Genomic DNA, 24,997 nt, shown 5'->3' with positions numbered 1-24,997 from the left:
TAAGGCTACATCATGGCATCTAATAAAAAGTACTGGAAATCAGAAGAAGAGCTTCATAATCCCTCACTTGTAGAAAATCTTGCGGCCAATGAATTTCCGAATAGCACAGAATCCCTCTTTGCCGCTTCAGAAAAATTGTTGAATGCTACAACCACCACAAGGCGTGACTTTTTAAAATATCTTGGTTTTAGTACCGCTGCTGCTACACTTGCTGCTTGTGAAGCGCCTGTGATTGAATCTATTCCCTACGTCACAGCTCCCGATAAACTCGTTCCGGGTATAGCTACATATTTTGCTTCGCTCTACGACGATGGAAATGACTATGCAGCTATACTGGTGAAAACCCGAGAGGGAAGACCTATAAAATTCGAACCCAATAAGGACGCCAAGATAAATTCAGGTACTAACGCCCGCGTGCAGGCGGCCGTACTCAACCTGTACGACGGCACACGTCTTAGAAATCCAAAAAAAGACGGCAACGACATCGATTGGGATCAGTTTGACAGAGAGATAGTTGATGGCATTAAAAAAGCCGCTGACGCCGGAAGGATCTTTGCATTAGTCACACCTACCATCAATAGCCCTGCTACCCGTTCATTAATTGAAAAGTACAGAAGCTCATATAACAATTTTACACATATTGAAATCGATGCCTTCTCGGCGTCAAAAGCTCTAGATGCATGGGAGCAAGCAACCGGTGTACGCAAATTCCCATTGTATCATCTCGACAAGGCAGATGTAATTGTTTCTTTTGGCTGCGATTTTCTCAACGGAATTCATGGACAGTCAGTGGAATCTGACTACGCATCCAGAAGAGTTCCCGGCCCTGAGATGTCAAAGCACATCCAAATTGAAGCCAACATGTCGCTTAGTGGGGCTAATGCTGATAAGCGCATCAAGCTCAAAGCTTCAGAAAACACTGCAGCCTTACTAGCGCTATACAACGCCATTGCGAAAAAAATCGGTGCCGAGAGCGCCAAGACCGTTTCTACATCCATCGACGGTGAGATTGTCAAAATTGCTGAACTACTTGTTTCTAAGAAAGGCAAGTCTTTAGTATTAAACGGATACAACGATAAAGACGCTGAAATGGTGGCAATAGCCATCAATTTGCTTCTTGAAAATTTTGGTTCTACTATTTCAAAGTCGCAATACAACAACCTCCGCACGGGCGATGACAAGAAGTTCATCCAGCTGGTTGAAAATATGGAAAAAGGCCAGGTCGGTGCGGTGATTTTTGCTGGAGTTAACCCCGCATATAACAAGGTAAATGCAGAAAGGCTTAAAAACGCATTAGCAAAAGTGCCAACCACCGTCTGCTTTGCTGATAAAATGCACGAAACCGCCTCAATCGTGCAGTACGTAGGCGCAGCCAATCACATGTGCGAATCGTGGGGAGATGGTTCACCATGTACCGGCGTTACGCACTTTATGCAACCTACCATCAGCAATTTGTTTAATACTCGTCAGTGGCAGCAGTGCCTTTTGAGCTGGATGGGACAAGACCCAAATTACTATGCGTATCTCAAGTCTTTTTATTCCAACTACAACTTTAACGAAGTTCTGCACGACGGCTATTACATTTCAAGTGAAACTGCTTCAATAAATATTAATCTTACTCCCGCGGCATTGGCGTCAGTAGTTTTGCCAAAAGACGCTTCTAATGGTTTGGAATTAGTTGTTTATCAAAAAACTTCGCTTGGAACTGGCGAACTCGCCAACAACCCATGGCTTCAGGAAATGCCTGACCCCATCACGCGTGCATCATGGGACAATTATGTGACTATGAGCCGCACAGATGCAGAAAAGTTGGGCGTTATTAACCGAAATGTTTCGAATGGTGCCCTTAATGGCAGTTATGTGACCTTAACATACGGCGATGTAAAACTTGAAAAAGTGCCTGTGATCATTCAGCCCGGTCAGGCCGAAGGTACAATCGGATTAGCCGTAGGTTATGGTCGCTCAGGCATGGGCAAGGTGGCTGATGGTGTGGGAGTAAATGCCTATGCTCTGACTGGAACTGAGCATTATCTTACAGGTGTAATTATAGAAAAAGCTGAAGGCGAGCATGAATTTGCATGTGTGCAGCTACATCATACTATGATGGGCCGCAACATTGTAAAAGAAGTTTCTCTTGAAGATTACATCAATAAACCCGCTCAAGACGGAGGCAACGGTTGGAATGAAAAGCCAAAATTTGAAACTTATAAAGGCCCGTTAACCGCTAAAGAGACCAGTCTTTGGACAGAATTTGACCATGAAACCGGTCATTTCTGGAACATGTCGATCGACCTAAACCTGTGTACAGGATGTGGTGCATGCGTTATCGCCTGTCATGCCGAAAATAATGTGCCCGTTGTAGGTAAAAAAGAGGTTCGGGTATCTCGCGACATGCACTGGCTGCGCATTGACAGATACTATTCGAGCGATATGACTGAGGAACTTGCAGAGGAGAAAGGTCTCTCTGCTATTAAGAAGTTTGAGGAAATGGAAAAACCCTCAGACAATCCTCAGGTAGTTTTCCAACCTGTGATGTGCCAGCACTGTAACCATGCACCTTGCGAAACCGTTTGCCCGGTAGCCGCCACAACCCACAGTGCCGAAGGTCTGAACCACATGACTTACAACAGATGTATAGGTACGCGCTACTGTGCTAACAACTGTCCGTATAAAGTTCGTCGCTTTAACTGGTTCTTGTACAGCGAAAATCCTGAACAATTTGAAATAAACTACGCAATGAACGACGATCTGGGTAAGATGGTACTCAATCCAGATGTTACCCTTCGTTCACGTGGTGTAATGGAGAAGTGCTCTTTCTGCATTCAAAGAATTCAGCTTGGCAAGCTGCAGGCAAAGAAAGAAGGCAGAAAAATTATGGACGGCGAAATTCAAACAGCTTGTATGAGCGCTTGCAGCACTGGTGCCATTGTATTTGGTGATGCCAACGACAAAGAAAGCCATGTAGCTGCACTCAAAGCTGATAAGAGAATGTACTACCTTCTCGAAGAGGTTGGAACCAATCCATCAGTCTTCTATCAGACTAAAGTCAGAAATCTTGTTTAACAATTGTAACGCGAAGAGGAAATATGCACTACGAATCATCCATTAGAGAACCTCTTATCTTAGGTGATAAGACCTATCACGATATTACAGTAGAGGTTGCTCGTCCAGTAGAAACGAAAGCTCCAAAATCCTGGTGGATCGTTTTTTCAATTTCTTTGTTTGCCTTCCTGTGGGGCGTCGGATGCATTCTCTACACCATTGGTACAGGTATCGGTGTATGGGGGCTCAATAAAACGGTAGGTTGGGCCTGGGACATCACCAACTTCGTATGGTGGGTTGGTATTGGTCACGCAGGTACGTTGATTTCTGCAGTTCTGTTGTTATTCCGCCAGAAATGGAGAATGTCTATTAACCGTTCAGCTGAGGCTATGACAATTTTTTCAGTCATACAGGCTGCGCTCTTCCCTGGAATCCACATGGGTAGAATATGGTTAGCCTATTTTGTATTCCCCATTCCTAACCAGTTTGGACCGCTCTGGGTGAATTTCAATTCACCACTTCTTTGGGATGTATTTGCAATTTCTACCTATTTTACAGTTTCGCTTGTCTTCTGGTACACAGGATTGATTCCAGATTTTGCGATGCTGAGAGATAGAGCTGTTCGTCCAGTTCAAAAGCATATTTACAGCATCCTGAGCTTCGGATGGGGCGGAACGGCAAAGAGCTGGCAACGTTTTGAGGAGGTTTCGCTTGTACTTGCCGGTCTTGCTACCCCTCTTGTGCTTTCAGTACACACCATAGTGTCGATGGACTTCGCCACCTCCGTAATTCCGGGTTGGCACACCACCATCTTCCCACCCTATTTCGTAGCCGGTGCTATTTTCTCAGGTTTTGCAATGGTGCAAACACTGCTCATCATTATGCGTAAGATGTTCAAAATGGAGCACTACATTACTATTCAGCATATCGAGCTCATGAACATCATCATAATGATCACAGGCTCTATCGTGGGTATAGCTTACATCACAGAGCTCTTTATCGCCTGGTACTCAGGGGTTGAATACGAACAATATGCCTTCTTAAACCGCGCTACCGGCCCTTATTGGTGGGCATATTGGAGCATGATGACATGCAATGTGATCTCTCCACAAGTAATGTGGTTCAAAAAAATCAGAACGAGCCTGATTGCTTCTTTCATCATTTCAATAGTTGTAAATATCGGGATGTGGTTTGAGCGCTTTGTAATTATTGTAACGTCTCTGCACAGAGACTACTTACCCTCCTCTTGGACCATGTTTAGCCCCACATTTGTCGATATTGGTATATTTATAGGCACAATTGGATTCTTTTTCGTTCTATTTTTATTATACGCCCGTACATTCCCCGTAATTGCTCAGGCAGAATTGAAAACTATTTTGAAATCTTCATCTGAAAAGTATAAAAAATCTCACCTGAAGTATGAGCACAGCCACACAGACACACACTAAAACAATCGTATCAGCTTTGTTTGACGATGACGATGTTCTGCTTCATGCCGTAAAAAAGCTGAGAGGCAAGGGCTATTACATCAGAGAAGCATATACACCCTTCCCAGTTCATGGCCTTGATCATGCTATGGGATTAAAGCCTACAAATATTGGTACAGCAGCCTTCTTCTATGGATTATTGGGTTTGTCGCTGGCTATTTGGCTTACCTATTATACCATGATCCATGACTGGCCAATGAATATTGGTGGAAAGCCTAGTTTTACATGGGGCAAAAACATGCCAGCTTTTGTACCGGTAATGTTTGAGCTTACTGTGTTTTTCGCTTCGCATCTCATGGTGTGGACATTCTTTGCTGTAAATGGATTATTTCCCGGACGTAAAGCCATTAACCCAGATCCACGCACCACTGACGATAAATTTATGATTGAAGTGGAAGCTAATGGAGATACCGATGCAATTATTGAGCTTTTGAAAAATGAAGGTGCTATTGAAATCAATAAAAAGGAAGAAGAAACCAATGGAAATCACCACTAATATTATTTTGAAGACTGCATTCAAACTTTTGATTGCAGGTGGACTATTAATAGCTGTTTCTTGTAAAAGAGACCCTTCTCAACCAGGAAGAGAATACATGCCTAATATGTATAGAGTGGCCTCATACAAGACCTATGAACCAAATCCAAACTTTAAAGATAGTTTAGGTGCTCGACCCATAGTACAAGGTACTGTTCCACGCGGTTATTTTGCGTACGACGCGCCAAATACACCTGAAGCCTACGAGGCCTCTTTGAAAATTGCTGAATTTCCAGAAAGATACAAAACCATTTCTGAGAAAGATTTTGAAGAGGGCAAGAGACAATTCAATATTTACTGTGCTGTTTGCCATGGCGAAAAGGGCGATGGCAATGGAGTTCTTGTTGAAAAAGGCAAGTTTGCTGGTGTGCCCTCATACTCTTCGGCGAGCAGACCCGGCCTTACGCCCATGTCTATTTATCACGTGATAACTTATGGCAAAGGTGTTATGGGTTCTCATGCGGCTCAGGTACTTCCGCACGACCGCTGGAAAGTGGTTCACTATGTTTTGCATCTGAGAAACGAACTTGATAACAAAAATTAATTCAAGGTCAAATGAATTTTAAATTACATCCTACCCTCCGAAATACTGGCATAGCACTGCTATTAGTTGGGATAATCTCTCTGGTTTATGCTTTCTTCATAGATGATTACAGTCATGCTGCGCATCACGAGAGCATGGCACATGCTGCAGGCGCACACGGCAGTGAACATGCAGATCACAGTGCTCACAACCGTCCATGGGCAGCACTTATGGTCAATACCTTCTTTTTCTTAGCTATTTCCTTAGGCGCGCTCTTTTTCTTAGCTATACAATATGCAGCTCAGGCAGGTTGGTCTGTGGGAATTAAAAGAGTGCTAGAAGCTATTGCCGGATTTTTACCGGTTCCAGGTATTGTTATGCTTATTATTGTTTTATCTGGAGTACTCCTACACAAGCACCACATTTGGCATTGGACTGTGGAGGGGATTTCTGATCCCAATAGTCCAAATTATGATGCCATTATTGCTGGTAAGACGCCTTATCTAAATGCTCCTTTTTACTTAATCAGAACCATTGTATATATTGTCGGTTGGTATATTTTCTTACATTTTCTGAAGAAGAATTCTTACCTCGGCGATCAATCCAATGACTGGAATTGGTGGCGTAAAAACTGGAAATTGTCTGCTGGCTTCTTGGTTTTCTTTGCTGTTACTTCCTCTACATCAGCCTGGGATTGGATCATGAGTATTGATACTCACTGGTTTAGTACACTTTTTGGCTGGTATGTATTTGCAGGTTTGTTTGTAACTTCTGTTACCGTTGTCACCCTCACAGTTCTGTACCTTAAGAGCCAAAATTATTTGAGCTGGGTTAACGAAAATCATTTACAGGATTTGGCAAAGTTCATGTTTGCTTTTTCTATTTTCTGGACATATCTGTGGTTTAGCCAATATATGCTCATTTGGTATTCTAACATTCCGGAAGAAGTAACTTACTACATGCCCCGCTTCACAGTTTATAAAGTACCTTTCATTACAATGCTTGCGTTGAATTTTGCTTTCCCGATTCTTGTAATTATGTCCAGAACTACCAAGCGCATCGGAGCATTTGTGGTAATTGCGGGTATTTCAATTTTGATAGGTCACTGGCTTGATACCTTTAACATGATCATGCCTGGTACAGTTGGCGAGAACTACTCATTTGGTATTGCAGAAATAGGAATCTTTTTAGGATACGCAGGTGCTTTTATCCTCGTGGTAGGCCGAAATCTGGAAAAAGCACCGTTGCTCATGAAGAATCATCCAATGCTGTTGGAAAGTAAACATCATCACATATAAAATAATCGTTGCTAAAATGACACTACTAGCTATACTTACCGTTCTATTGGTCATTCTGGTTGCCTGGCAGCTTATCCGAATAAGTGAATTATCTGCAGCAATTAAGAAAGAAGACGTTACAGGGCTTCCCGATCACAAGGAAAACGATATACAAGGCAAACTCCTACTAGGTTTTCTGGTGCTTTTTATCATTGGATTTGTTTATACCGTGGTTGAATGGGGACCTAGAGTATTGCCCAAACCTGCTAGTGTTCACGGAGAAAAAACAGATTTTCTTTTCTACCTTTCGCTGGGTATCATCACCCTTGCCTTTTTAATAACCCAGCCATTGCTGTTTTATTTCTCTTATAAATATCGCGGAATCAAAGGGCAAAAAGCTTCTTATATGGAGCACAACAACAAACTCGAACTTATCTGGACGCTGGTCCCTGGCTTTGTACTCGTGGTTCTTATTTCTTATGGATTATCAACTTGGGTAAAAATTATGAATCCCAAGTTTGAGGAAGATCCGATAGTAATAGAACTCTACGCAAAACAATTTGGTTGGACAGCCCGCATAGCCGGTGAAGACAACAAACTTGGTTATGCTAACGTTCGTTATATCGAAGATGTAAACATATTGGGTATTGATAAAAATGACCCTAACGGCCTAGATGATATAGTGGTTCAAAACCTGATCAAAATACCGGTAAATAAGCCTATCAAGTTAAAAATGAGATCTCAGGATGTAATCCACTCAGCTTATTTGCCTCACTTCAGAGTTCAAATGAACTGTGTACCTGGCGCTGTTACCGAGTTTTCATTTATACCTACCAAGACGACTGCAGAAATGCGTCAGGATCCGAAAGTGATTAAACAAGTAGAGCACATCAATAAGCTACGTGAAGCTAAAGGAGAAGATAAATACGAATTCAATTATGTACTCCTTTGCAATAAAATTTGTGGTTCTGCTCACTACAATATGCAAATGATTTTCGAAGTAGTTTCAGAAGACGAATACAAAAACTGGCTCAAAGAACAAAAGACTTTTGCTCAAAGTTTATAATGTAAAATTCTAAATAGATTACTATGGCTCATGAAGTAATGACACCCGAAGTAGCTCACCACGAGGAGCACCACCATCACAAGGAGACATTTCTGACAAAGTATGTCTTCTCCATGGATCACAAGATGATTGCTAAGCAATTCTTGATCACTGGTATGGTGATGGGGACAATCGGAATGCTGATGTCGATTTTATTCCGTTTACAACTTGCTTGGCCCGAACAGCCTTTTCCAATTCTCAAATTCTTTTTAGGAAAATGGGCCAGTGAAGGTGTGATGGATCCGTCGATGTATCTCGCCCTTGTAACTATACATGGTACCATCATGGTATTCTTTGTATTGACTGCCGGCCTCAGTGGTACTTTTTCCAATCTATTAATCCCCTTGCAGATCGGTGCGAGAGATATGGCTTCTGGCTTCTTGAACATGCTTTCTTACTGGTTCTTCTTTGCCAGCAGCCTTGTTATGGTTATTTCTCTTTTTGTGCCTGACGGACCTGCTGCAGCTGGTTGGACGGTATACCCTCCTCTAAGTGCCCTGCCACAGGCTATGCCTGGATCAGGAATAGGTATGACCCTATGGCTCGTGTCGATGACCTTGTTCATCGTTTCATCTCTGTTGGGCGGCATTAATTACATAGTTACAGTGCTCAACATGAGAACTGAAGGTATGTCTATGACTAGATTACCTCTAACCATTTGGGCATTTTTAGTAACAGCTATCCTTGGCGTTTTGTCTTTCCCTGTGTTGCTCTCTGCGGCTCTTCTTCTCCTGTTTGACAGAAGCCTTGGTACAAGCTTCTACCTCTCAGACATCATGATTCAGGGCGAAGTCCTATCCAATACAGGTGGAAGCCCCATTTTGTATGAGCACTTATTCTGGTTCCTCGGTCACCCTGAGGTATATATCATCTTATTGCCTGCATTGGGTATCACTTCAGAAGTAATCTCAACCAACGCTCGCAAACCAATCTTCGGATACAGAGCGATGGTGGGTTCTATCATGGCTATTGCCTTTTTGTCTTTTATTGTCTGGGGCCACCACATGTTCGTAACTGGTATGAATCCTTTCTTGGGTTCTGTTTTCACCTTTACAACTCTTTTGATTGCTATTCCATCCGCAGTTAAAGCGTTTAATTACCTCACAACTCTTTGGAAAGGCAACTTACAGTTTACTCCAGCCATGTTGTTTTCTATTGGTTTGGTTTCAACTTTCATCACCGGTGGTTTAACGGGTATCATCTTAGGTAATTCTGCTTTGGATATCAATGTGCACGATACCTATTTTGTTGTTGCTCACTTCCACATTGTGATGGGTCTATCGGCTATCTTCGGAATGTTTGCCGGTATTTATCACTGGTTTCCTAAGCTCTTTACAAGAATGATGAACCGCAAGCTTGGATACTGGCACTTCTGGCTCACTTTCATTTCTGCCTATGGTGTATTTTTCCCAATGCATTTCCTCGGCATGAGCGGCCTGCCTAGAAGATATTACACAAACACTGCCTTCCCGATGTTTGATAACTTAGCAGATATCAACGTTGTGATATCAGTATTTGCAATAGCCGGTGGAATTGCTCAGTTGATTTTCTTCTACAACTTTATTTACAGCGCTATCAGGGGGCCGAAAGCTCCTCAAAATCCTTGGAGATCAAATACTCTTGAATGGACTACCCCTGTGGAGCACATTCATGGCAACTGGCCAGGTGAAATACCCAAAGTTCACCGCTGGGCTTATGACTACAGCAAACCTGGAGCACCCGAGGATTTTGTTCCTCAAACTGTGCCAATGAGTGAAGAGGAGAAAAATACCTTCCATCATTAAAAAAGTCTGAACGAAATTTAAACCCGCCTTTTGGCGGGTTTTTTTATTGTCACATTTTTATGTACGGAAGCGATTTTAATATTGAATTATTAAGCAGGGGATTTAAAGGCGAAGTTTACGATGATATACTGCGCAGGGCTCTTTATGCTACTGACGCGAGTATCTATAAAGAGTATCCACTGGCTGTGGTTTATCCACGCGATGAGCAAGATGTAAAAATTTTGGTAGATACCTGTAGAGAGAAAAGCATATCAATCATTCCTCGTACTGCTGGAACTTCACTTGCAGGTCAGTGTGTCGGCAGTGGAGTGGTGGCCGATATGTCAAAATATATGACTCGAGTGTTGCACCTTGATTTGAAAAATGGAATAGTGAAGGTTCAACCTGGAGTGATACGCGATTCACTAAATGAAATGCTCAAACCATATGGTTGGTTTTTCGGTCCAAATACTTCTACATCTAACAGGTGTATGCTCGGTGGTATGGTGGCCAATAATTCTTCAGGCTCCACTTCTATTAAGTACGGTGTGACGCGCGATAAAGTATTGTCTATCAGAGGTGTTCTTTCTAATGGGGAGGTAATTGAACTTTCAGAGGGTAAAGCTCCCCATTCCATTCAGAGTTCAATGATTGAACTTCTATCTGATACAGCCTTGGTAGATGATGTTCAAAAAAATTTTCCAAAAAGAACAATTCATCGCAGAAATACTGGATACGCATTGGATGTTTTGATCGATCAACTAGACTTTGGAAAAGGAACAGATCGGCTAAATCTCGCAAAACTGATCTCAGGATCAGAGGGCACCTTACTATTAATGACAGAAATTACTCTGAAGCTGGATCGGCTTCCACCAAAAGAAGTTGCTGTGATTTGTGCGCATTTTACTACCATTCGGCAGAGCATGGAGGCAGCCAAAGAGGTGATGAAAGTAAGCCCATATGCCTGTGAATTGGTTGATAAAATCATTCTTGATTGCACAAAAGAAAATTTAGAACAACGCGAAAACCGATTTTTTATAGAGGGCGATCCTGAAGCGATTTTGGCCGTTGAGCTAAGAGCGGATGAAATGGGGGAACTGCAAAAAGCAGCAGAAACGACTATCGCGCGCCTCAAAGAAGCAAATCTCGGCTATGCCTTTCCGGTATTATGGAATGAAGATGCTGAAAAAATCTGGTCGCTAAGAGCTGCGGGACTCGGACTACTTTCAAACATCCCTGGACCGGCAAAGGCCATAGCTTGTATTGAGGACACTGCTGTTGATATCGAAGACCTGCCTGACTATATCGACGAATTCGACCAAATGATGGAAAAATTTGGCCAACGTTCGGTTCATTATGCACACGCCGGGGCTGGAGAAATTCACTTAAGACCTATTCTCAATCTGCGAGAACTCCAGGGATATAAACATTTGCGGCAGATCAGTACAGAATCAGCTAGATTGGTGAAAAAATACAACGGATCCCTCTCCGGTGAGCACGGTGATGGCCGTGTAAGGGCTGAGTTTATCGAAGAGTTTTATGGCTCTCGGATCTATGAAGCTTTCTTGAAAGTAAAGCAAATTTTTGATCCATACAATTTATTTAATCCCGGCAAAATAGTAAATGCCCCACCTATGGATACCTCGCTACGCGAGGATCCATCAACTCCACTCCAGACCATCGACACCTTTTTTGATTACGGAAATGAGGGGGGATTTCTGGCAGCGGTAGAAAAATGTAATGGGTCGGGAGATTGTCGAAAGCCCTTTTCGACGGGAGGCACGATGTGCCCTTCGTATCAAGCCACACTCGATGAAAAGGATACAACCCGAGCTAGAGCAAACGCACTCCGCGAATTTGTTTCAGGTGCTGCTAACGGCAAAAAGGGTTTTGCACATCCGGAATTGAAAGAGGTGATGGACTTGTGTTTGGCGTGCAAAGGGTGCACGCGCGAATGCCCGAGCAATGTGGATATGGCCTCTATGAAGAGTGAATGGCTCTATCAGTATCAGAGCGTTCATGGCAAATCGCTAAGCACTTTGTTTTTTGGGCATTTTGACCTTCTAGCGCGCTGGGCATCGCTGTTGCCTAGCTTTTCAAATGCTCTACTTGAGAACCGAATTACCGGTGATTTGATTAAGAGGTTGGTTGGAATAGCCACGCAAAGGAAATTACCCACATTTGCTAAAACACCTCTCCAGAAACAGATCAACAAAACACTGCAGAAAAATCCAAAGGATCCGGTAGGTTCAGTTTACTTTTTTCTAGATGAATTTATTAATTACAATGAGCCACGTATTGGTATAAAGGCCATTGAACTTCTGCAGCGATATGGGTATGAAGTAAAATTTGTGAGACACGCGTCGAGTGGTAGAGCGATGATTTCCAAAGGGCTACTCCCAGAGGCTAGAAAAGTGGCAGAACGAAATGTGAAAATATTCTCAGAGATTGTGAATGAAAATGTTCCGCTTGTAGGCATAGAACCATCGGCCATTTTGTCTTTTAGAGATGAATATCCGAGGATTGTTCGCCAACGATTATGGGAAAAGGCAAAAAGATTGGCACAAAATGTTTTGCTTTTGGATGAATTTTTCGCACGAGAGATTAAGGCGGGCAGATTAAAAAAGCTGTATGAGGAAAAGGACGTAAAAACGGTGCATGTGCATGGCCATTGTCATCAGAAGGCGTTGAGCTCGTTGCGTTATACGCGTGAAGTTTTGGAGTTTTTTGGTTATAAGGTAAAAATTATTCCGAGTGGATGCTGCGGAATGGCTGGCAGCTTTGGGTATGAAAAAGAACACTTCGATTTGAGCATGAAGATCGGCGAAATGGTATTATTCCCATATCTGCGTAGTTTGAATGATATGGAGCTTGTAGTGGCAGTGGGGACCTCGTGCCGGCATCAGATCGCTGATGGGGTGGGTAGAAAGGCTCTACACTGGGTGGAGATTGTGAATTAATCTCTGCGCATCGGCAGTTAAAGATCGTGGTAAAATGTTGTGATTCGAAATTGACTTTAATAACAAACTTGAGAATGTACAATAACTTCTTAAAATATGGTGATCAAATGGGCCATTATCACTTAGTTTTTTGGATGAAGTTAATTTATAGAACATAGAATTTCTTGATCTTTTATGGCTACAAAATGAAAATCTGATCGGTGTCAATTCCATAAAAATTTGTGTTTATCTGTGTTCTTTTAATGTGGTCCATGGCCAATGACGAGTGAGGCATTGGAATGGGTATTCACAAATGAAGTCAAATTTCGATGCTTTGTTTGGCCAAGCACGAACTACTGGGCAAGGCAAAGAAGTCAGGAGCCCCCAAATAAATAAAATCAAAAGAATAAAACTACTGGGGCAGAAAGGATTAAAGAGGACTCTGCTAAGGTTTAGAGACTGATTCGGGCGCGGAGATTATTGAAAAATTCATACAACACTATGCCAGCGCATACGGAAATGTTGAGCGAGTGCTTAGTGCCGTATTGCGGCAATTCGAGGCAATAGTCGCACTGGTCGATGGCTTCTTGGCTTACGCCCAAAACTTCGTGACCGAAGATGAGAGCGAATTTCTGATGCTGAAGGCAGATATGCGGTACATCAGCTGGAGTAATGGCATCGGTGGCCTGCTCGATGGCTATAAGTGTATAGCCAGCTTTTTTTAAATTACCTAGGGTCTGTAGGATGTCAGGATAGTAAGCCCATTCAACCGATTCAGTAGCACCAAGCGCGGTTTTGTGTATTTCGCGATGGGGTGGGGTGGGGGTAGTACCGCAAAGCAGAATTTTTTCGATGCGATAGGCATCGGCCGTGCGGAAGATGGAGCCTACATTGTGCATAGAGCGCACGCTGTCTAATACGATGGTCAGTGGTATTTTTGGAGCCTGTTTGAATGTTTCTACATCAAGCCTGCCCAGGGCTTCGTTTGGAATCTTCTGCATACTGAAAACGCTGAAACATTGAGCAAAGGAGCTGACACCCCGCTGATGAAGCAATATTACAGCATTAAGGCAAAATACCCGGATGCGATATTGCTCTTTAGAATAGGCGATTTTTATGAGACGTTTGGCGAAGATGCCATTAAAACGGCACGAGCGCTCGACATAGTGCTGACCAAGCGGTCGAACGGGGCAGCAGCGGAGGTGGAGTTGGCTGGTTTTCCGCACCATTCGTTGGAGGTTTATTTGCCACGACTGGTGCGCGCAGGCTATCGCGTGGCAGTGTGCGACCAACTAGAAGATCCCAAGATGGCCAAAAAAATTGTGAAGCGGGGCGTAACTGAGCTCGTAACTCCTGGTCTTGCGCTTAGCGATAATCTACTTCCCTCGCGGTCAAACAATTTTTTGGCTTCGATCGTTGCCGGCGAAACAGAAATAGGCTTAGCCTTGGTCGATATATCGACTGGGGAATTTTACTATGCACAAGGCAGCGCTACTGATATAGAAAAAATTCTCTCTTCAACAAAGCCGGGGGAGATCTTGTATCCAAAAAAAGCCTTCGAAAAACTAGAACCGCTGATTTCGTTGGTAGGCTTTCAGTACTGTCTTGACGATTGGATCTATAGAGGCACTTATGCCGAAGAGCAGGTACTGCAGCAGTTTAAGGTAAGTACTTTAAAAGGCTTTGGACTCGATCAATATCAAGCAGCTGCTGTGGCGGCTGGTGCAGCATTACACTACATGCGCGAAGCACAGCAGAAAGATCTATCACACATTTCATCTATTCAGCGCATCGGAAATGAAGATCACCTGTGGCTCGATCGCTTTACGTTTCGCAATCTGGAGGTTTTTCAATCCCTCTCGCCAGACGGCACTTGCCTGCTCGATGTAATCGACCGCACGCACACCCCAATGGGTTCGCGCATGCTAAAGCGCTGGGTTTCGTTTCCGCTCAAAAATTCAGACAAAATCAACGAGCGGCTCGACATGGTAGAGTGGTTTGTAAACCATGTGGACAGCTTGCGGCAGTTGGGAGAGAAACTTTCGCAGCTCATTGATATCGAGAGGATCGCTTCAAAAATTGCCACTCAAAAAGCCACCCCAAAAGAGCTGATGATCTTAGCCCGTAGCTTAGCTGTGGCTGAAGAAATCACTTCTCTTCTCTCTGTAGAGGGGGCAGCTACTCAACGCCTGGCAAGGAGAATGCCACACACATCGGGTGTGCGGCAGTTGTTGTTGAGCCGCCTGCACGAAGACGCTCCTGTAGCTGTGAACAAGGGCAATGTGATAAAAGAGGGTGTAGATGCTCAGCTCGATGAACTGCGAAGGCTTCGCGAAAATGCCCAGAACTTCTTACTCGACTTGCAGCAGCGCGAAAGTGCATCTACTGGAATATCGAATCTAAAAGTGGCTTTCAACAATGTGTTTGGCTACTACATTGAGGTGCGAAATACGCATAAAGACAAAGTGCCTGCGCATTGGATTCGAAAGCAAACCTTAGTAAACGCCGAGCGATACATCACAGAAGAGCTGAAAATCTTCGAAGAAAAGATTCTAACAGCTGAGGAAAAAATTGCAGCCATTGAAACTCAGCTCTTTTCTGAGTTGATCGAGCAATTGATGCTCTCGTTGCCAGCATTGCAACAGTGTGCACGGGTATTGGCTGAAACAGATATTTATGTGGCTCTGGCCCAGCTGGCACTAGAAATGAACTATGCCCGACCTGTGTTGACGGAGAACACAGTAATCGACATTAAGGCGGGTCGCCATCCGGTAATTGAGCAAAAACTACCACCCGGCAAAGATTATATTCCTAACGATGTTCTTCTCGACAAAGAAAATTGCCAGGTGATGATGATTACCGGACCGAACATGTCGGGCAAATCAGCCTTGCTTAGGCAAACTGCCTTAATTTGTCTCCTTGCACAGATTGGCAGCTTCGTTCCCGCTGAAAGTGCGACACTTACACCTCTTGACAGAATATTTGTGCGTGTGGGTGCCTCTGACAACATTTCGCAGGGCGAGTCCACCTTTATGGTAGAAATGATTGAGACATCGCTCATTCTAAACAATATATCTGAAAAATCGCTTGTACTGCTCGATGAAATAGGACGCGGTACAAGTACCTACGACGGCATATCAATTGCTTGGTCTATTGCCCGCTACCTACATGATCATCCTCACAGGCCTTTCACCTTATTTGCCACTCATTACCACGAGATGAATGAGATGGAGAGCCAGTTTGAGCGCATCAAAAATTTTTCTATCAGCGTAAAAGAAGCAAAAAATACCATCGTATTTCTTCGCAAGCTAGTACCTGGTGGTAGCGAACATTCTTTTGGAATCCATGTGGCCCAGATGGCTGGTTTACCAGCACTTGTCATACAGCATGCCCGCCAGATGCTTGAAAAGCTCGAAGAGCGATCTAAAGAACACACTAAACAGATGCCCCGCGAAATACAGCTTTCCCTCTTTCAGCTCGAGGATACCGTGCTCGAAGAAATACGAGCCTCACTGCGCAACCTTGACCTCAATGCTATCACACCTATAGAAGCACTTATAAAGTTGAATGAAATCAAAGGTGTTGTACTAAAAAAATCATAATATAGAACTATTCTAAATAAAAGATTTTAATAGGCTTCTAAGTCATTAAAAAGTACCTTTGACCTAAAATCAAAAAATTATGGAAAATCTGAATATTATTGGAATAGAAAAGGAAAAAGCAAAAGTTTTAGCAGAAAAACTCAATAAGTTGTTGGCCAATTACTCTGTTTTTTACATGAATGTTCGCGGATATCATTGGAATATTCGTGGTGAAAAATTTTTCGAATTGCATATGAAATTTGAAGAATTATACAACGATTTAATTGTGAAAATTGATGAAGTAGCAGAGCGCATTCTTACCCTGGGGCAAACACCCTATCATTCTTATGCTACTATTCTAAAAAATGCTACTATTAAACCAGATGAAAACGTGTTCGATGGAAGAGAATGTGTAAAAGGAATACTTGAAGCATTTAAAATACTTATTTCCAGCCAGCGTGAATTGCTCGACCTCTCTGCCGATGCCAACGATGAAGGCACCAATGCGCTTATGAGTGACTATATTCGCGAGCAGGAAAAACTTAGCTGGATGTATTCAGCTTTCTTAAATAAGTAATGCCCCCTCATAACGCAAATTATTATGGAAAATAACGATATTTTTGGTATCGTACGCGAGCTAAAAACAGCTTCGGGTACATTTAAATATTATTCTCTTAAGGCATTGGAGCAAGCAGGCCACAAAGTTTCTCACTTGCCGTATTCGATCCGAATTTTATTGGAAAATGCCCTGCGCAATTTCGACGATTTCGGGATTACACGCGAGAACATCGAAACTATCCTGCATTGGCAGCCCACACCGCCGGATAAGGAAATTCCCTTCAAACCCGGTCGTGTTCTGATGCAAGATTTCACCGGTGTGCCGGCGGTAGTGGATATCGCTTCTATTCGCGATGAAGTTGCCCGTCGTGGCAAGTCGCCTGACACCATAAACCCGCTTATTCCTGTTGATTTAGTCATTGACCACTCCGTAATCGTTGACTTTTTTGGTACAAGCTACGCATACAAGAAAAACGTCGAAGTAGAGTACGAGCGTAACCGCGAGCGCTATCAGCTGCTCAAGTGGGCACAGAAGTCTTTTAAAAACTTCTCGGTTGTGCCTCCGGGCATGGGTATATGCCACCAGGTAAATCTGGAATACTTGGCTACCGGCGTAATTGTGCGCGATGGTGTAGCCTTCCCCGACACCCTGGTAGGTACAGATTCACATACCCCGATGGTGAATGGTATTGGCGTTGTTGCCTGGGGTGTAGGCGGTATCGAAGCCGAAGCAGCATTGCTCGGTCAGCCGATTTACTTTATTACGCCTGAAGTAGTGGGTCTTAAACTCACAGGTAGCCTACCCGTAGGCACTACAGCTACTGATTTGGTGCTTACCATTACTGAGCTGCTCCGTCGACATAAGGTAGTCGGCAAGTTTGTAGAGGTGTTTGGACCTGGCTTGGCCAATCTTTCAGTACCTGACCGCGCTACAATCTCTAACATGTCGCCCGAGTTTGGCTGTACCATTACCTATTTCCCCATCGACGATCGCACGCTCGAATACATGCGCACTACCAACCGTAGCGAAGAAACGGTAAAGCTGGTTGAAGACTATTGCAAAGCCAACCTCCTCTGGCGCGACGACAACGCTCAAATCCAATACTCGCAACTCATCGAGCTCGACCTCTCCACTATTGAACCTACTGTTTCCGGACCGAAGCGTCCGCAAGACAAAATCTTGCTCAAAGAATTTAAGAGTAAATTCATTTCACTTCTTGAAACCAACTACGGCCGCAGGTATCTGCCAGTAGAAGAGCGCGGTGAGCTTGTGGAAGTAGATGCAGATATAGCAGTGACTGAGGATGTGAAAACCCTCCGCACGGCTGCAGTGAGAATTGGCACGGAAACCGAACAAATATCCGACGGCAGCGTGGTGATAGCAGCCATCACATCGTGTACCAATACTTCGAACCCTTCCGTAATGATCGGTGCTGGTATTCTCGCGCGCAAAGCTCGCGAGCGTGGTTTGAATGTAAAGCCCTGGGTAAAGACTTCTTTAGCACCCGGCTCTAAAGTAGTAACCGACTACCTCGAGCGCTCAGGTTTGCTCACTGACCTGGAAGCACTTCGATTCCACGTAGTCGGTTATGGCTGTACTTCTTGCATCGGAAACTCCGGTCCACTTCCAGCTCCAATTGCTAAAGCCATTGACGAGAACGACCTTGTCGTAGCCTCAGTGCTCTCAGGTAACCGCAACTTTGAAGCCCGGGTACACCCTCAGGTCAAGATGAACTTCCTTATGTCGCCCATACTGGTAGTTGCGTATGCTATTGCCGGTAGAGTGGATATTGACTTACTTAATGAACCCATTGGGTATGATCCCAATCTCGAGCCCGTCTATTTGCGCGACATCTGGCCCTCAGAAGAGGAAATTCGCGCTACCATTACCCGCGTTATTACACCAGAGGATTTCAAGCGCAGCTATTCAACCATCTTCGAAGGCGATGAGCAATGGCAAGCCCTCGATGCACCCACAGGAAAAACCTTCCAATGGGATAGTTCATCTACCTACATCAAAGAAGCACCCTTCTTCAAAAATCTACCCGACACACCTTCTACTCCCACAGATATCGAAGGTGCACGTGTTCTTCTCTGGCTCGGCGATAGCGTCACTACCGACCATATTTCGCCTGCCGGTTCTTTTAAAGAAGATTCTGCCGCCGGCAAGTACCTTATTTCTCGCGGGGTAGAGAAAAAAGACTTCAACTCCTATGGATCACGTCGCGGTAACGACGAAGTGATGGTGCGCGGTACTTTTGCCAACGTTCGAATCAAAAACCGCATTGCAACTCGTGAGGGAGGGTACTCCGTACACATACCCTCAGGCGTGGAAGACACAGTGTATGACACAGCCATGCGTTATAAAGCTGAAAATACACCCCTTATCGTACTTGCTGGCAAGGAGTACGGTTCTGGTTCTTCCCGCGACTGGGCGGCAAAAGGCACCTATTTACTCGGTATTCGCGCCGTAATTGCAGAGAGCTATGAGCGAATCCATCGCTCAAACTTGGTAGGAATGGGTGTAATGCCACTTCAGTTCCTCGATGGTCAGAATGCTGACTCCCTTGGCCTCACCGGTCGTGAAACGTTTACTATATCTGGAATAACTGAGGGTCTTACACCGGGTAAACTGCTCACCGTAACGGCTACTGACCACGCTGGTGCCCAAAAGATTTTCCAGGTCATGTGCCGCCTCGACTCAAAAATCGAAATTGCCTACTATACACACGGTGGTATCTTACAATACGTTCTCCGTCAGTTCTTGGCAAATTAATTCACTCATATTGTTCTCAAATAAAGCCGCCTTGCGAGGTTTCGCAAGGCGGTTTTTTTAATTTTGATATCTCACGTATGTACTTACCAGGTTTCAGCTTCTGTGTAATTCAATCCACATACAGTGGCTCGTTAGCATCCTCTTACCAGTAAACTATCGATTCAGTGTTTTGTTGTGGAGCAAAATTTTAATCGTATGTATTTAATGAATTAAAAAATTCAAAAAAGCTATAATCAGTAATGACTTTTGGCTGACAATTTTTAATTATAAGAAAATCAATTTTTTAAAAGGTTTAGAAAAGATACTTTATTGGCATTTCTGCCAAAAGCATACATTTTTTAAGCGATTTATTTAAAAAGGAAAAGTTTTAAAATGAAAAAGGTGCCCGAAAAATATCGGACACCCTTTAAATAACTGTGTTTTTCTTTGAATTACATTACCACAAACTTGCCCTTCATCATGCTGTAATGACCGGGGAAGGTGCAGATAAAGTCGTAAATACCCTTTTCAGGAGCATCAAACTCAATAGTAGTTTCTTGACCACCGCCGATCATTTCAGTTTTTACGATTACTTGATCAGCCTTGGCAGGGTCGATGTATCCGTTGTCTTTGTGGTTGATAGCAGCTGTTGCAAATTCAGCCACATCAGTACCTTGCTTTAGCAATACCCAGTTGTGACCCATTGACTCTACGGGTAATTGTCCTACGTGCTTTAGGGTCAATTTTACCTTTTGACCGGCTTTCACATCGATGCGGTCGAGGTTATACTTCATTTGGTCGTTGGCCTCGATTACCACTTCTACGACAGCCGGTACTTCTTCTTGTACAGCTTGTTCTTCTTGAGCAGTAGCTGCTTCTTTCTCTGCACCTCCACCACATGCAGCTGCAAGGGCTAAGAGTAAAATAGCTAAACGATTGGTCTTCATTTTTCGGTGTTCTAATTTATAGATTTTATGGTTAAAATTTAATTTGAGGCAATATGTTTAGGTATTTCGCCGGTTAGGCTGCGCAAAAATGCAACGATGGCATCAGTCTGTTCGTTACTCAGGTCACGACCTAACTGAGTAGTGGCCATAATTCGAACAGCTTTGCTCAAGTCAGCCACACTGCCGTCGTGGAAGTAAGGCCAAGTTTTCTCTACATTGCGAAGTGAAGGTACTTTAAATACATACATATCAGCCTCATTTTTTGTTACTGCATAGCGACCTACATCTTGGCGCTCAGAACCGGTGTATTCCCAGTAGGGGCCTTTTACCAAACCAAATTTTTGGTACATGTGTCCACCTAGATTTACGCCAGTATGGCAGGTGATGCATCCTGTTTCGATAAAAGTCTTTAGACCTTCGCGCTGTTTGGCATCGAGAGCAGCATAGTTGCCCTTGAGGTATTCATCAAAAGGCGAAGGAGTCATCAGTGATTTCTCATATTCAGAAATGGCCAAAGCGATGTTGTGATATGTGATAGGATCCTTTTCGCCCGGAAAAGCAGCTTCAAACAATTCCTTGTACTCTGGTATTGCTTTAATTTTGGCTACAGCTTCTTTCTCGTTTTTCAATCCCATTTCTACCGGATTCAGGATAGGTCCTTTGGCTTGCTCTACGAGGTCAGCAGCTCTACCATCCCAAAACTGGGCAATGTGCAAACTCGCATTATAAGAAGAAGGACTGTTGCGCTCGCCACGAGCCTTCTTGTCAAAGCTTGGAGATGTTGGCTCGTTGTCAACACCATAATTGGCTACCTGATGGCAAGTGTTGCAGCTCATTTGGTTGTTGGCTGAGAGGGCAGTTTCGTGGTAAAGCTTTTCACCCAATTTGAACAGTGGGGATTCTAAATTCACCTCAATTGGAGGTAGAGGCTTGAAAATGTTTGAAGCAGTTTTCCAAAGCGTTGAATCTTCGGCTGTGAAGGAAGCTTCTGTTTCGGCAGCGTTCTCTTTTTCGGCTGATTGATTACAAGCCTGGCTTGCAATGAGAGCTGTTAGAACTGCAGCTGATACAATTAGTGTGTGCTTTTTCATAGGCATTTTGTTTTGAACAAAGATAGTGAAAGCATATAAATTATTAAAATCTAACAATGTTTATTTTTAATAGAAAAATACTATAATCCGAATCACCTTTTTATCTGATGTAAATCATTTAGCAAGCTTACCGCTAAAGTACCTTTGTAGAGAAATTTTAATATCAATGAACGTCTTAACAGCCAAGGACTTTGTGAGTGATCAGGAGGTAAGATGGTGTCCTGGTTGCGGTGATTACTCTATATTAAAGCAAGTTCAGAGCGTACTTCCCGAAACAGGTTTGAGGCCAGAAGAGATTGTCTTTGTGAGTGGTATCGGTTGCTCATCGCGCTTCCCTTATTACATGAATACCTATGGGATGCACGGCATACATGGCAGGGCTGCTACCATTGCGACCGGCCTCAAAATGACCCGTCCTGAGCTCAGCGTTTGGATCATTACCGGCGACGGCGACGGACTCTCTATCGGTGGAAATCATACCATGCACCTGCTTCGAAGAAATTTGGACGTTCAAGTGTTACTCTTTAACAATGAGATTTATGGACTCACAAAAGGCCAGTATTCGCCTACTTCAGAGTTCGGGAAGAAGACAAAATCTTCGCCTTACGGAACTATTGATCATCCTGTAAATCCAATTGCATTGGCTCTTGGTTCGCAAGGCACATTTGTGGCACGCACCATCGATCGAGATCCTCAGCATCTGCGTTATGTACTGCGCGAGGCCATAGCTCATAAAGGCACATCATTTATTGAAATTTATCAAAATTGCAACGTCTTTAACGACGGTGCTTTTGAGATTTTTTCAGATAAAGCACACAAAGCTGACAATACAATCAATCTCGTGCCGGGTCAACCTTTAATCTTCGGTGCACAGCAAGATAAAGGAATTCGATTAGATGGCTGTACACCTCAAATTGTCACTTTGGGAGATCAATTTACGGCCGACGATCTCTGGATTCACGATCCAAAAGATTTGACAAAAGCGTGGATTTTGGCTAACTTTTTTGAAATGCCGGGCGATGAAAACTTTTTCCCACGTCCATTCGGAATTTTCTATCAGATTAATCGCCCAACATATGAGTCGCTGGCCAATGAACAAATCGCTCAAGCTAAGGCAACGAAAAAAGATCTTTCGCTCGATAAGCTGATAGCCGGTTCGCAAACCTGGGTGGTGAACTGAAATAACAAAACATTGTGGATAATACTTGTTGCCGCGCATTTTATTAACGGCCTTAGTTTCTTTTATTTGTATCATTCAAATGAAAAAAGCACTTAACAGCCTCCGAATGCTTTTAAACCATCCTTCGCTTGGTTGGATGAGAAATCGCTATGTGCTCTCGGGCGTGCTTTTTTTGATTTGGATGCTCTTTTTAGATACCCATTCGCTTAAAATTCACTACAAGCTTTACAAAGAAATTCGGCAAACACGCAAAGCCATCGAATTTTACAAATCAGAAATTGAGAAAGATAAAAAGTTGATCGAGCAGTTGGAAAGCAATCCAGATATGCTAGAGCGCTTTGCCAGAGAACAGTACTACTTTAAAAAACCTACTGAGGCGATTTTTATCGTCGAACTCGAAGAGTAATTTTCTAATAACTTTTTAAGTAATTGATTTTCAATATCTACCTACTTTTGCTAAGATTTTAAAATACCAAATAAAAAATCCCTGAGGAGAACTAACCTTCAAATATTTCTCATCGTTTATAAAGCATATCTGACAAGATCTATTTCCCATGTATTTAGAAGAAATTCCGTTACCTTCAGTTACTAAAGCTTCTGATTCTGATTTTCAGAAGATTATCAAGTCAGTGAATTACCATGAATTGCCCTTAGATATTCGAATTTTACTAGAAGCATATAAAAATCAAGCAACTTTAGGCGACAATCCTAATCCAAGGCCTGAGCGATATTCCATGGTAATGGAGACATTGCTACACGACGCTTGGGCTCGTCTTAAAGGCATGCCTAAAGGCGTTGCGCAAAAAGAATTTATCCGCCTTTTAAAATCTGTTCAGCACTGAACCTTCTGTGATTCTTCAACAATCGCCTTTGCTTTATTAGCCCAGCTAATAGCGAGCTCGAGTTGTTCCTGTTGAGAGAGGTTACTGTTGTCGAGTACTATAGCGTCTTCAGTTTTTATTAGTGGGCTATCAGCACGTGTCGTATCTAAATGATCGCGATGGTTTAAATTTTCTCTTACTTCTTCAATAGTGGTGTTGTACCCTTTGTCTTTTAGTTCTTTCCAACGTCTTAATACGCGTACATCCTCGTCAGCAGTCATAAAGATTTTCAGCTCGGCATCTGGAAAAACAACTGAGCCAATATCTCTGCCGTCCATTACTACGCCTCCTGTTTTTCCCATATTTTTTTGCAAGTACACCAAATGACGACGCACTTCAGGAATTGCTGCAACTTCACTTACTACAGCGCTTACCGCGGTTGAGCGAATTTTATCTTCTACATTTCGACCATTCAAAAAAGTTTCGCTCTTTTTATTAGTAGGATTGAACTGGAAGGCAATATGAATGTCGTCAAGTTTCTTTACTAGTTCAGGACTTATCTGTCCATCGTGAACCAAATTGTTTTCGAGGGCATATAGAGCCACTGCTCGGTACATCGCCCCTGAGTCGATGTAGTTTAATCCCAAAGCCACTGCCAGGTCTTTGGCAAGTGTCGATTTGCCTGTTGAGGAAAATCCGTCGATGGCTATAGTGAGCTGTTTGGGATTCATGGATTTTTTGTGAGTTCGTATTCGTACTGAAAGTTGACCATTCCGAGATTTTCAATGTTTTCAGCTTGTTCAAAAGAGATTTTAAGCTGATTATCTGATTGTCTAACCACTTGTACAACTATGGTGTTTGGGTTGCTTTCACCCACTCGCACCATTTCAAAAGAGTTTACTTCAGCTGTGGTGATTTGATAATTTGAGTTTTGCTGCGAATAGCTAAAAAGCTGATCCATTGTTTGCAGATTTTGTCCTGCTACTCGAATTGTAGTTTCAAATGTGCCTTGACCTTCGAAGTAGAGGCGATCAAAAGCTGCATTTATAACACAGTTTATTTCACCGTTTTTTACAGATCTGATCAATTCGTATTCGACACCTGAAAGGGTTATACGCGCTGAAGCTTTGTAAGTAATTGATCTCCAAGAGCCAGGTAGAAGTTCTTTAAGCGGTTTAATTGGGGGTTCTGGGTCAGTTTTGCTCTTTTTCTTACAAGAAATGGTTGTGGCTATTAACAGAGATAGAAATAGATACCTAAAAGCGCGAGACATTTAATTGCGTTTCAGCAAAGGTACAATTTTACATGAGTATTCGCAAGAAGAAGAACATTCAACCAACTTGACTGTTTTTATCGACTTATTGGTTTCGTGATTTATGATAAGTGAGGGAAA

General features: G+C 43.2%; 19 protein-coding genes. 14 read left to right on the top strand and 5 right to left on the bottom strand.

Annotation, left to right across the window (positions count from 1 at the left end):
* The first annotated feature begins 12 nt into the window (after positions 1-12).
* The 8 genes from EIP89_RS03395 to EIP89_RS03360 are packed head-to-tail and all read left to right on the top strand — an operon-like array spanning position 13 to position 12,692.
* Positions 13-3,063 carry a TAT-variant-translocated molybdopterin oxidoreductase gene (locus tag EIP89_RS03395; protein WP_124397245.1) on the top strand — a complete coding sequence of 1,017 codons (3,051 nt, stop codon included), beginning with the start codon at positions 13-15 and terminating at the stop codon, positions 3,061-3,063.
* Between the two features lie 23 nt (positions 3,064-3,086).
* Positions 3,087-4,490: an NrfD/PsrC family molybdoenzyme membrane anchor subunit gene (gene nrfD / locus EIP89_RS03390; RefSeq protein WP_124397244.1), complete on the top strand. Its 1,404-nt coding sequence runs from the start codon at positions 3,087-3,089 to the stop codon at positions 4,488-4,490.
* Positions 4,462-5,025, top strand: a complete 564-nt coding sequence (locus EIP89_RS03385) for a DUF3341 domain-containing protein (protein ID WP_124397243.1) — start codon at positions 4,462-4,464, stop codon at positions 5,023-5,025. Before nrfD ends, EIP89_RS03385 begins: the two co-directional genes overlap by 29 nt.
* Positions 5,009-5,608 carry a c-type cytochrome gene (locus EIP89_RS03380; RefSeq protein ID WP_160160505.1) on the top strand — a complete coding sequence of 200 codons (600 nt, stop codon included), beginning with the start codon at positions 5,009-5,011 and terminating at the stop codon, positions 5,606-5,608. The genes EIP89_RS03385 and EIP89_RS03380 overlap by 17 nt, the downstream gene beginning before the upstream one ends.
* 11 nt (positions 5,609-5,619) lie before the next feature.
* A complete protein-coding gene (locus EIP89_RS03375) occupies positions 5,620-6,885 on the top strand; it encodes a quinol:cytochrome C oxidoreductase (RefSeq protein ID WP_124397241.1) in 1,266 nt (421 codons plus the stop codon).
* Positions 6,886-6,901: 16 nt separating this feature from the next.
* Positions 6,902-7,930 (top strand): cytochrome c oxidase subunit II, encoded by a 1,029-nt coding sequence (locus EIP89_RS03370; RefSeq protein WP_124397240.1) that lies wholly within the window; start codon positions 6,902-6,904, stop codon positions 7,928-7,930.
* 23 nt (positions 7,931-7,953) lie between these two features.
* Positions 7,954-9,753 carry a cytochrome c oxidase subunit I gene (locus EIP89_RS03365; protein WP_245966091.1) on the top strand — a complete coding sequence of 600 codons (1,800 nt, stop codon included), beginning with the start codon at positions 7,954-7,956 and terminating at the stop codon, positions 9,751-9,753.
* Between the two features lie 59 nt (positions 9,754-9,812).
* Positions 9,813-12,692 carry an FAD-binding and (Fe-S)-binding domain-containing protein gene (locus tag EIP89_RS03360; protein ID WP_124397239.1) on the top strand — a complete coding sequence of 960 codons (2,880 nt, stop codon included), beginning with the start codon at positions 9,813-9,815 and terminating at the stop codon, positions 12,690-12,692.
* A gap of 431 nt (positions 12,693-13,123) precedes the next feature.
* On the opposite strand, the gene EIP89_RS03355 is transcribed toward EIP89_RS03360, so the two are convergent.
* Positions 13,124-13,672, bottom strand: a complete 549-nt coding sequence (locus EIP89_RS03355) for an RNA methyltransferase (protein ID WP_124397238.1) — start codon at positions 13,670-13,672, stop codon at positions 13,124-13,126.
* A gap of 45 nt (positions 13,673-13,717) precedes the next feature.
* Here EIP89_RS03355 and mutS point away from each other — a divergent pair, with 45 nt between their 5' ends.
* The 3 genes from mutS (at position 13,718) to acnA (ending at position 19,586) form a co-directional block, all read left to right on the top strand.
* The gene (gene mutS, locus EIP89_RS03350) at positions 13,718-16,273 is read left to right on the top strand and encodes a DNA mismatch repair protein MutS (protein ID WP_124397259.1); all 2,556 of its coding nucleotides are present in this window, start codon (positions 13,718-13,720) and stop codon (positions 16,271-16,273) included.
* 79 nt (positions 16,274-16,352) lie between these two features.
* The gene (locus EIP89_RS03345) at positions 16,353-16,829 is read left to right on the top strand and encodes a Dps family protein (protein ID WP_124397237.1); all 477 of its coding nucleotides are present in this window, start codon (positions 16,353-16,355) and stop codon (positions 16,827-16,829) included.
* Positions 16,830-16,853: 24 nt separating this feature from the next.
* A complete protein-coding gene (gene acnA / locus EIP89_RS03340; RefSeq protein ID WP_124397236.1) occupies positions 16,854-19,586 on the top strand; it encodes an aconitate hydratase AcnA in 2,733 nt (910 codons plus the stop codon).
* Between the two features lie 431 nt (positions 19,587-20,017).
* Here acnA and azu read toward each other — a convergent pair whose 3' ends face one another.
* Both azu and EIP89_RS03330 read right to left on the bottom strand, forming a co-directional pair.
* Positions 20,018-20,512: an azurin gene (gene azu / locus EIP89_RS03335; RefSeq protein ID WP_124397235.1), complete on the bottom strand. Its 495-nt coding sequence runs from the start codon at positions 20,510-20,512 to the stop codon at positions 20,018-20,020.
* A 38-nt stretch (positions 20,513-20,550) separates the two neighbouring features.
* Positions 20,551-21,603 (bottom strand): cytochrome-c peroxidase, encoded by a 1,053-nt coding sequence (locus tag EIP89_RS03330; protein ID WP_124397234.1) that lies wholly within the window; start codon positions 21,601-21,603, stop codon positions 20,551-20,553.
* A 166-nt stretch (positions 21,604-21,769) separates the two neighbouring features.
* Here EIP89_RS03330 and EIP89_RS03325 point away from each other — a divergent pair, with 166 nt between their 5' ends.
* The 3 genes from EIP89_RS03325 to EIP89_RS03315 all read left to right on the top strand — a co-directional run bounded on the left by EIP89_RS03325 (position 21,770) and on the right by EIP89_RS03315 (position 23,625).
* Positions 21,770-22,783, top strand: a complete 1,014-nt coding sequence (locus EIP89_RS03325; protein ID WP_124397233.1) for a 2-oxoacid:ferredoxin oxidoreductase subunit beta — start codon at positions 21,770-21,772, stop codon at positions 22,781-22,783.
* 79 nt (positions 22,784-22,862) lie between these two features.
* Positions 22,863-23,189, top strand: a complete 327-nt coding sequence (locus EIP89_RS03320; RefSeq protein WP_245966090.1) for an FtsB family cell division protein — start codon at positions 22,863-22,865, stop codon at positions 23,187-23,189.
* 148 nt (positions 23,190-23,337) lie between these two features.
* Entirely contained in the window at positions 23,338-23,625 is a 288-nt protein-coding gene (locus tag EIP89_RS03315; RefSeq protein WP_124397232.1) for an acyl-CoA-binding domain-containing protein, read from the top strand.
* Here the strand turns inward: EIP89_RS03315 and cmk are convergent.
* Together cmk and EIP89_RS03305 are read right to left on the bottom strand one after the other, a co-directional pair.
* Entirely contained in the window at positions 23,616-24,335 is a 720-nt protein-coding gene (gene cmk, locus EIP89_RS03310) for a (d)CMP kinase (protein ID WP_124397231.1), read from the bottom strand. The two genes, EIP89_RS03315 and cmk, sit on opposite strands and share 10 nt — an antisense overlap.
* Complete coding sequence (locus EIP89_RS03305) at positions 24,332-24,877, bottom strand: hypothetical protein (RefSeq protein WP_124397230.1); 546 nt, start codon at positions 24,875-24,877, stop codon at positions 24,332-24,334. The genes cmk and EIP89_RS03305 overlap by 4 nt, the downstream gene beginning before the upstream one ends.
* Between the last annotated feature and the right edge of the window lie 120 nt (positions 24,878-24,997).

Origin of the sequence: Thermaurantimonas aggregans, assembly GCF_003851885.1 — a bacterium.
Classification (GTDB): Bacteria; Bacteroidota; Bacteroidia; order Flavobacteriales; family Schleiferiaceae; genus Thermaurantimonas; species Thermaurantimonas aggregans.
This window is presented reverse-complemented; position numbering and strand designations above follow the sequence as displayed.